Source organism: Secundilactobacillus similis DSM 23365 = JCM 2765, from assembly GCF_001311075.1.
Taxonomy (GTDB): Bacteria; Bacillota; Bacilli; order Lactobacillales; family Lactobacillaceae; genus Secundilactobacillus; species Secundilactobacillus similis.
Window position 1 is genome coordinate 1 of record NZ_BBAD01000110.1, and the last position, 8344, is coordinate 8344.

At 41.0% G+C, this 8344-nt stretch carries 6 protein-coding genes and 4 pseudogenes; 8 read left to right on the forward strand and 2 right to left on the reverse strand.

What is annotated here, in order from left to right:
- Positions 1-546: type I restriction endonuclease (locus JCM2765_RS15250; protein ID WP_162231432.1), on the reverse strand; the 546-nt coding region annotated here is incomplete at its 3' end.
- A 267-nt stretch (positions 547-813) separates the two neighbouring features.
- Here JCM2765_RS15250 and JCM2765_RS17290 point away from each other — a divergent pair.
- Positions 814-1235 (forward strand): annotated as a pseudogene (locus JCM2765_RS17290) (transposase family protein); the annotation flags it as partial.
- 474 nt (positions 1236-1709) lie between these two features.
- On the forward strand, positions 1710-2474 hold the full coding sequence (locus JCM2765_RS15265; RefSeq protein WP_156301824.1) for a hypothetical protein: 765 nt from the start codon (positions 1710-1712) through the stop codon (positions 2472-2474).
- Positions 2475-2570: 96 nt separating this feature from the next.
- Here the strand turns inward: JCM2765_RS15265 and JCM2765_RS16880 are convergent.
- A pseudogene (locus tag JCM2765_RS16880) lies at positions 2571-3355 on the reverse strand (IS5 family transposase).
- Positions 3356-3635: 280 nt separating this feature from the next.
- Here JCM2765_RS16880 and JCM2765_RS15275 point away from each other — a divergent pair.
- The 6 genes and pseudogenes from JCM2765_RS15275 to JCM2765_RS19210 all read left to right on the forward strand — a co-directional run.
- Positions 3636-4067, forward strand: a complete 432-nt coding sequence (locus JCM2765_RS15275) for a CopY/TcrY family copper transport repressor (RefSeq protein WP_054737439.1) — start codon at positions 3636-3638, stop codon at positions 4065-4067.
- A gap of 250 nt (positions 4068-4317) precedes the next feature.
- A complete protein-coding gene (locus JCM2765_RS15280; RefSeq protein ID WP_054737440.1) occupies positions 4318-6585 on the forward strand; it encodes a heavy metal translocating P-type ATPase in 2268 nt (755 codons plus the stop codon).
- Positions 6586-6592: 7 nt separating this feature from the next.
- On the forward strand, positions 6593-6802 hold the full coding sequence (locus JCM2765_RS16890; RefSeq protein ID WP_225352132.1) for a DUF2933 domain-containing protein: 210 nt from the start codon (positions 6593-6595) through the stop codon (positions 6800-6802).
- Positions 6803-6820: 18 nt separating this feature from the next.
- The gene (locus tag JCM2765_RS15285) at positions 6821-7117 is read left to right on the forward strand and encodes a hypothetical protein (RefSeq protein ID WP_054737441.1); all 297 of its coding nucleotides are present in this window, start codon (positions 6821-6823) and stop codon (positions 7115-7117) included.
- Between the two features lie 263 nt (positions 7118-7380).
- Positions 7381-8220, forward strand: a pseudogene (locus JCM2765_RS15290) (IS256 family transposase); the annotation flags it as partial.
- Between the two features lie 20 nt (positions 8221-8240).
- A pseudogene (locus tag JCM2765_RS19210) lies at positions 8241-8324 on the forward strand (PbsX family transcriptional regulator); the annotation flags it as partial.
- Between the last annotated feature and the right edge of the window lie 20 nt (positions 8325-8344).

The following is an 8344-nucleotide window of genomic DNA, read 5'->3' on the forward strand; positions in this document are numbered from 1 at the left end:
CCCCGTATATTTACCTTCTTGCGCGTATTTTTCAATTTGATTAAAAGCCTGGTTAAGTTCGACCGTGGCTTTTTTTAGTTCCAATTGAATTAAGGGTAACCCATTAATTAATAGGGTTACGTCAAAACGGCGATCAGGATCGACATCTTGAGTACCAGCTAACCGTGGTCGCACTGCTTGCCGGACCACTTCATAACTAGATTTACCGCCAGCAACGTCCGCTTTCCAAAACAACTCGAGCGTCACCGTGCCCAGCTTAGCATCATCACGTTCAACTTCAACTTTGCCGATGCCATTTTCGGCGGCTAGTAACTTAGCTGCTTCGTAAGGTGTCCGGACTTCAATCGCCCGTTTAACTTGATTAAATTCGGTATCAGTTAAAGGGTTTCCCTGCAATTTAGCATAGTTATTGTTATTTAATTTATCGCGAAAATTAGTCCATAATTGATCCGGGGTCGCACCATACAGGTCTCTTCGTTCCACCCATTGATTGCTTCCAGTCGTTAAGGTTTTAACAACTTCTTTTTCAAACGACAACTCCAACATAAAAACAGTCCTTCCCCCGCTTTTAAATTACTCACTAGTTTATTATACGCGAACAGATTGGCGTTTAGGCTTCATAATACAAATAGCCAGGATACAATAAGGTTGAAATAGATAGACGAGTTCTGATTAATGAATAGTGGTAAAATTAGCGTACAGACCTAGATTTCATAATTAAAGTTACCACCCAGACAATATGAAAAAAGGCCTGTCTTTTCTTGCTAAAATGGTCTTTGCATAACATACTATCTAGAGAGAAGGACAGGTTCCATGGCCATTATAGCCTTAGTTGAACGATCTCAGATAGATCTGATGCAACAGATGCAATACCACACAATTCAATACATTGCCGCGACCTTAAGCCACTCTCGTATTTTTATTAGGCGTGAACTTACCGTTACCCTAAAGGTCATTGCTGCGCCATTATAGCTCGGGATCACGCTGATACTTGTCGACATCATTGTGGTCGGAACTCGATTTTAACGCCTAAGTTGAAGCCTATGGTAACTGAAAAGCTAAACCTAGGTGGGTTCCCTGAAATGGTCGGTTATGCCGTTCATTGTGCGCCACATACGATTTATCAAATCCAAGTCGATTTTCAGTCCAGTCAACTCTTTGATCACGGTAAACGTCATAAAAGAAGACAAGACCTTCGATCGTGCTATAACCAAGCAATAGGAACCTCAATTGAGGCATTAAAGATCATCTTGCTGACACGGGTCAAGCATTAATAAGTACTCAATTCAATAATAGTTATTTTGATAAGTATCAAGAGAAAGATAATTCATATTATTATAATAACGGTTGGATTATCACAAATAATAATAAGACCAGTTATTACAGAATTGTTTCACCGTCAGAATTAAAAGCTTATGTGCATAACATGGACATGAAGATTATTAGCGAAAAATTGTCCATGGTTCAATATACTTAATAATTGCTATTTGAGCCTTGGAATACCTTAGAAAAGAGAAAGTGGTTTTTTATATGAAAACAGTTTTCATCTCATATTTTAGATCGGAAGTTAACAAAGAAAAGCTAGACCAACTTATTGAGTTGCTTGAAGAAAGTGATATCCGTGTAATCATTGACGAGCGTAACCTAGAAATAGGCGGCGATCTGCCACTATTCATGGAAAAAATCTCGTCGAATCGGATTTTATTATTGTGATTCTCACCTCTGGATATAAAAAAAGAGCAGATGATCGTGAAGGAGGGGTTGGTTATGAGGCAGCAATTATGGCAGCAAGTCTGTCAAAGAGGGAAACAATAAAAAAATTCCTTCCTGTCACTTTTGAGACATACAGAGATGAGATTGTGCCAGTTTTTTTAGCATCTAAGCTTGCCTCAGATTTGTCCGATAATTTGGACTCGATAACATTCAAAGGAGCTGTTAAAAAGCTCAAAAGAACTATTCTTGGCATCTCAATGACCAGTCAACCAACTCCAAAAGCGGGACCATCAAAAGTAGTTAGAGTCGCTGATGAAGCTGATACAACTTTGATTAGTGATAACGATAATAAAAATACACAGATAATGTTGATCAGCATTGATTCCGACGAGGTTACTCAGCCTCGTAACGATGGTGCACCGGGTTCTGCGTTGTATGAAGTTCCATTTCGTTTGAATCATTATCCTAATCGAACGTGGCAACAACTATTCTTAGCAAATTGGCGGTCACCATCACAGTTTACATCGATGCATCGAGGAAATATCGCCAAAATCAGTGGGGATCGTATCATACTAGACGGAACCATGATAGAAGAAGTGCGCGATTACCACTTAAAAACGCTAAAAATTGTCATTCAAGATACAAATAAGCAGTACAAACGTTTAATGATTAAAGAACAACAGAGATTAGATCATGATCTTGAAATAAAAAACAAGCAACGTGATAAAGTGAGGTCAGTTATTAATGATCTTAGATTTTAATTAACGGTTTTTCTAACTACCATAATTGTAAAAACGCTGGGTTCCAGGCGGTTTATTAAACAATCGAGTAATTCTGAAAAGTGTCTTAGAACCTGTCTAGTATCTTTTAAGAACTATCTTCAGGAAGGCCAATACAACCATTTGAAGACTGCTGTTAAGGGCACGTTCACAGTTTTTCCAAAGTCGCCGACATTTGTCTAGCCAACTCCATGAACGTTCAATGATCCATCGTTGCGGTAACACCGTGAATGTGCAACTCGTTGCGTTTAGCTACCGTCGTCTTAGCATTCAAAATGAGCTTCACCTGATCCGCAAAGTCATTGCCAGTGTAGCCACCATCAACCATGACATGCTGAACCAGCTCTAAATTTTGGCTAGCCAAACTAAACACAGCCAATGCACCTGAACGATCTGATACATTAGCTCGTGTCACGAGAATGGCTTGTGGTAAACCGTTAATATCAACCGCCATATGACGCTTAATCCCTGAAATCTTTTTGCCGCCATCGTAGCCACTATTTTTCGTTAAATCAGTGGTTTTAACACTTTGAGCATCAACAATCACAAACGACGTTCGGGCCGATCGGCCTGTGCAAAACGATAGGAAGCGACAGTTTTTTTAAAAGCCTTTCTAATAGCGAATCAGCTGTCGGGTCTGGTTTATCTCGCCACATATCGTAATAGCGGTAGACGGTATGCCATTCCGGGAAATCGTGCGGTAATTCACGCCATTGACACCCTGTAGTAAGCGAGTAAAGGATGGCATTGAATACGTCATAAAGATCATAACGATGCGGTCTTGTATGCTTACGGAAGTTTTCTAAATCAGGTTGTATTAACGCAAATTGCGCTCGAGAAATATTGCTTGGATAATCTGGCATGACAAAATCCTCAGTCCGTTTTCCACAATTCTATCAGATTCAGCAGATACTAGACGGATTCTAAGAGGCATTTCACCATACTAACAAGAAAACCAAAAATTCCCAGATCATTAATTTAATATATCGTATCAAACCACGCCTGGAATATTATCTAGGCGTTTTTTTAATGTCATGGTATTTTCTGGCAGAAAGGTTGCATTATTGTGACTACGGTTGTAAACTAATAAGTGTTAAGAGGCTACAAACGTAAACTTAGAATTCAATTAATGGAGGAAGCCAATTGAAGGATGCAAAGAATGTAACCATCACCGATTCTGAATGGATGGTTATGAGAGCAATTTGGACAATGGGACATGCGACTAGTCGTGAACTAATCGATGCTATGAACGAATTAGAAGGCTGGTCAGCTTCAACAACCAAAACGCTACTTCACAGGTTGATTCAAAAACAGGCGGTTGCGCAGCATGGCGGCAGTCGACCATTCATGTATAAGCCGGTTGTTGGCGAGAAGGAATCAATGGCGGCAGCGGCAGATGATTTGTTTGACCATATGTGTGCGATGCGGGCTGGTTCAACAATTGCCGGCGTTATTCAGTCAAGGGAACTCTCACGGGCGGATATTGCGAACTTACAGGCGATTCTAGCTGAAAAGGCCAAAACAGCGCCCGAGGAAGTTCAGTGTAACTGCTTGCCAGGTGATCAAACGTGTTAAGACTGTGGTGTTCTGTTTACTTTTAGGATTGCTGCACAAAAATCTAGAATCTGGGATTTCTGATGGCGGAAACTTATGAATTTTTGTCGTAATTCTCATTCATATAGTGGCATGGTGCTCCGCAAAGCAGAAGCCTAAATATAAGAACCTGGTGGAAAAATCCCGAGCCCGGGGATTTCCACACAAGGAACTTATATTCCGGCTTCTAACCGCTTTGCTACGCACACTTATTTTTAGGGGGTCGATAATCATGGCAAATAAAGAGGACCATATGAACATGAAAAACATGAGTGCTAAGAATATGGAAAATAATGAATCAAATATGAGTCATATGGATCATGATGACATGAAAATGGATCACGATATGACCGAAACGGATCATAATCAAATGAACATGGACCACGATATGGCCGAAATGGATCATGGTCAAATGAATATGGATCACAGCCAAATGAACATGAATCACGAAACTATGAATATGAGTGGGATGAATCACGGTGATATGGATATGGCTGGGACCGACATGATGATGCACGGTGGCTCAATGATGCATATGGGGAATTTGAAAGTTAAATTTTGGGTCTCCGTTGTCTTAGCGATTCCAGTTTTACTGTTAGCACCAATCATGGGTTTAAACGTTTCCATCCTTAGTTTCAGTTCACCGCTAATTGTTGGCATTATCATCGTTTTGTTTGATACAGCACTTTACTTTTATGGCGGAATGCCATTTTTAAAGGGGGCTAAAGCGGAAATTCAGGATAAATCTCCTGAAATGATGACGCTAGTAACCCTTGGAATTTCCGTTTCGTATTTCTTCAGTTTGTACGCATTTATTGCCAACAACTTCTTGAACCCGGCAAATCATGTAATGGATTTTTCGTTCGAACTTGCAACCCTGATTTTAATTATGCTTCTAGGACACTGGATTGAAATGAATGCATTGATGGGGGCTGGGGATGCCTTACAAAAGATGGCGGCCCTGTTGCCTAAGACGGCCCATCTAGTTACAGATAATGGTGAAACAAAAGAAGTGCCAGTATCTGATTTAAAAGTTGGTCAAGCTTTCCAAGTGCGTTCAGGTGAGAGTATTCCAGCCGATGGTGTTATTACGGCTGGGGAGTCGACCGTGAATGAAGCACTGGTAACCGGTGAATCTGCTGCCGTTATCAAGAACGTTGGCGATAAGGTCATTGGTGGTGCAATTAACAATAACGGGACGCTAACGGTTAAAATTATTGGTACTGGTGACTCCGGCTATCTTTCTCAAGTAATGAAAATGGTTCAAAATGCCCAGCAAGCTAAATCTAAAGCAGAAGATAAAGCTGATTTAGTTGCCAAGTATCTATTTTACGCGGCATTGGGTGTTGGGATTATTGCTTTCTTTGCCTGGTTACCCCAGGGATTGGCGACTGCAATGACGATCATGGTGACCGTCTTCGTGATTGCTTGCCCGCATGCATTAGGATTAGCGATTCCATTAGTGGTTTCTCGTTCTACTACGATTGGCGCTCAAAATGGGCTATTAGTTCGAAATCGCCAAGCCATTGAAGCAAGTCAACATGTTAGCCACGTTCTCTTGGATAAAACTGGCACGTTAACAGAAGGTAAATTTACGGTGAATGCATTGATTCCAAATGATGGGATTGACGAAACAACGTTATTAAGCCGACTGGCCGCCCTTGAAAATAATTCGACTCATCCGCTGGCCCAAGCAATCATTACTGAAGCCCAAGCGAAGGACATTGAAGTCGTTGCGGCTGAAAAGTCTCAAAATATTCCGGGCGTTGGTATTTCCGGTAATGTTGATGGCACTGACTATACGATTGTTAATGGTAACTATTTAACGAAGCAAGGGATCAGGTTTGACGAGGCCGCTGCTGATAAATGGGCTGCTAAGGGTAATTCCGTCAGCTTCCTATTGCAGGGCACCCAAGTTCAAGGAATGGTTGCTGAAGGCGACACCATCAAAGCGGGTGCTAAGGAATTAATTAGTGGTCTTCAGAGGAGAGGAATTACCCCCGTAATGCTCACTGGCGATAATCCAAAAGCCGCGGAACACGTTGCTAACTTACTAGGATTGACTGAATTCCATGCAGGCCTATTACCAGATGATAAGCAAAAGATTATTGCTGATTATCAAGCAAAGGGCAATCACGTCATCATGGTTGGTGACGGCGTAAATGACGCACCAAGTCTTGCCGCGGCCGATATTGGAATTGCAATTGGCGCCGGAACCGATGTTGCCATTGATTCCGCTGATGTTGTGTTGGTTAAATCAGAACCCAGCGATATTTTACATTTTCTTGATTTGGCTAAAATCACAAATCGGAAAATGGTTCAAAATCTCTGGTGGGGAGCAGGCTACAATATTGTCGCAATTCCACTCGCTGCCGGTGTGTTGTCATTTATTGGAATCATTCTAGACCCAGCCGTTGGTGCTGCGGTCATGGCGATGTCGACAATTATCGTGGCAATTAATGCGATGGGATTGACTGGTGAAAAGATTAAAAACGTGTAATTAAGTGATGACAAAAACCTATTATAGAAACAAAGCAAAAGGAAGTGAAACTATGTCACAATGGATTCTGATAGCCCTTTTTCTTCTAGCACACCCACTCATGATGCTATTTATGCACAAGGGTATGCACGGTGGCTCTGGTAGTATGGGCGGCTGTGGAAACAACACTCAACAAAATTCCAATAATACTGAAAAGCCACGTAAAAAAGTCAATTAACTTGGGGGTATATATTATATGAAAATATTAACTGGTAGTCGCGGTGATGAGGTCCATGAACACCTTTACGAAAATGGTCAAAGACGGGTTGGTCATCGTATACTAAAGAAAAATACAGTGACAAACAACGGAGAATTTCACCCTGTACCTGGAAATATAGTTCTCATTCCCTTAAAAGGGACGGTGAAACTGACCACACCAGATCAAGAATGTACAATCAAAAATGGTCAACTTACAATACTTGGACCAACTGATAGTTTTTACTTAACTGCAATTGATGATGTTGAATTTGTCGGTGTTGTTGATATTAAATAGCTCAAAAAGAGTGTCACATGGCACTCTTTTTTATATATGCTGGCTTCTCCATATTTACGACACATATGACTGTTTTAATAAAGTGTATTTCAAAAAAATGGAGGAGACAAAGTTGAAATTAACGCAGAGAAATATGCCTACTTTAGTTACCGCACTAACATTAACAGATGTTACACTCTCCACTGGAAAAAAACTGCGGTTATGTCCGTATAATTGGTGTAAATTCTAAATAGGACTTTGTGAAATCTGAAAGGAACTTCATTATGCCAAAGGTTGAATTAAATTTAGAAGATGACGAATTAAAGGAACTATTACTAGGTGATCGGGATAAGGCCATGCAATCAATTATGACCAAGATCCTTGACGAAATTCTTAAGTCCGAAGCGACTGAGCAGATTAAAGCTAAGGCTTATGAACGTTCGGATGAACGAACCAATTCACGGCATGGTTATCGGGTTCGTCAGCTTACCACCCGCGTAGGGTCTCTAGAACTACACGTTCCTAAACTCCGTCATGGCAATTTTTCAACACAGCTGTTCAAACGCTACCAGCGTAGTGAGCAGGCCTTTGATTTGGCATTAATGGAAATGGTAATCCAAGGTGTTTCAACACGTAAAGTAGCTGAGATTACTAAGAAGTTATGTGGGACAACCTTTTCTAAAAGTACGGTCTCGGCTTTATGCAATAATTTGGACGACCAAGTGCTGGATTTTAACCGACGTCCCCTTACGCAAAAGTATGCTTTTGTGTATGCCGATGCAATTTTATTTAAGGTACACCGTGGTCACGTTGTGACAAGTAATAGCTTACTCGTTGCGATTGGAATCGACCCTAGCGGTCGTCGAGAAGTGCTCGGTTTTGATATCGGTGATAGTGAATCAAAAGCTGCATGGATGGACTTCTTTAGTGAACTTAAACAGCGGGGCCTTACCAACGTTGATATGTTTGTTTCAGACGCTCATTGTGGCTTAAAGGATGCAATCACTACGCAATTTCAGGGTAGCCTTTGGCAGAGATGTCAATTTCATTGTAGTAATGACTGTACAAGTATTCTGGCACTCAAGGATCGTAAAGAAGTTGCTAACCGACTCAAAGATTTATTTAGGCGAATTGTAGAATGAGGTTAGCCAGTCATTGGCAAGATGACGGGAAAAGGGATCACGAGCTTGATTGGGGAAAGTCAGAAGGTAATGAACTTCAATGGTAAGCCAAGGTGATATATTTCCC

Coding starts and splice junctions, on each gene's coding strand:
- JCM2765_RS16890 (WP_225352132.1), top strand. CDS start 6,593: ATGACAAAAACCTATTATAGAAACAAAGCAAAAGGAAGTGAAACTATG.
- JCM2765_RS15280 (WP_054737440.1), top strand. CDS start 4,318: ATGGCAAATAAAGAGGACCATATGAACATGAAAAACATGAGTGCTAAG.
- JCM2765_RS15285 (WP_054737441.1), top strand. CDS start 6,821: ATGAAAATATTAACTGGTAGTCGCGGTGATGAGGTCCATGAACACCTT.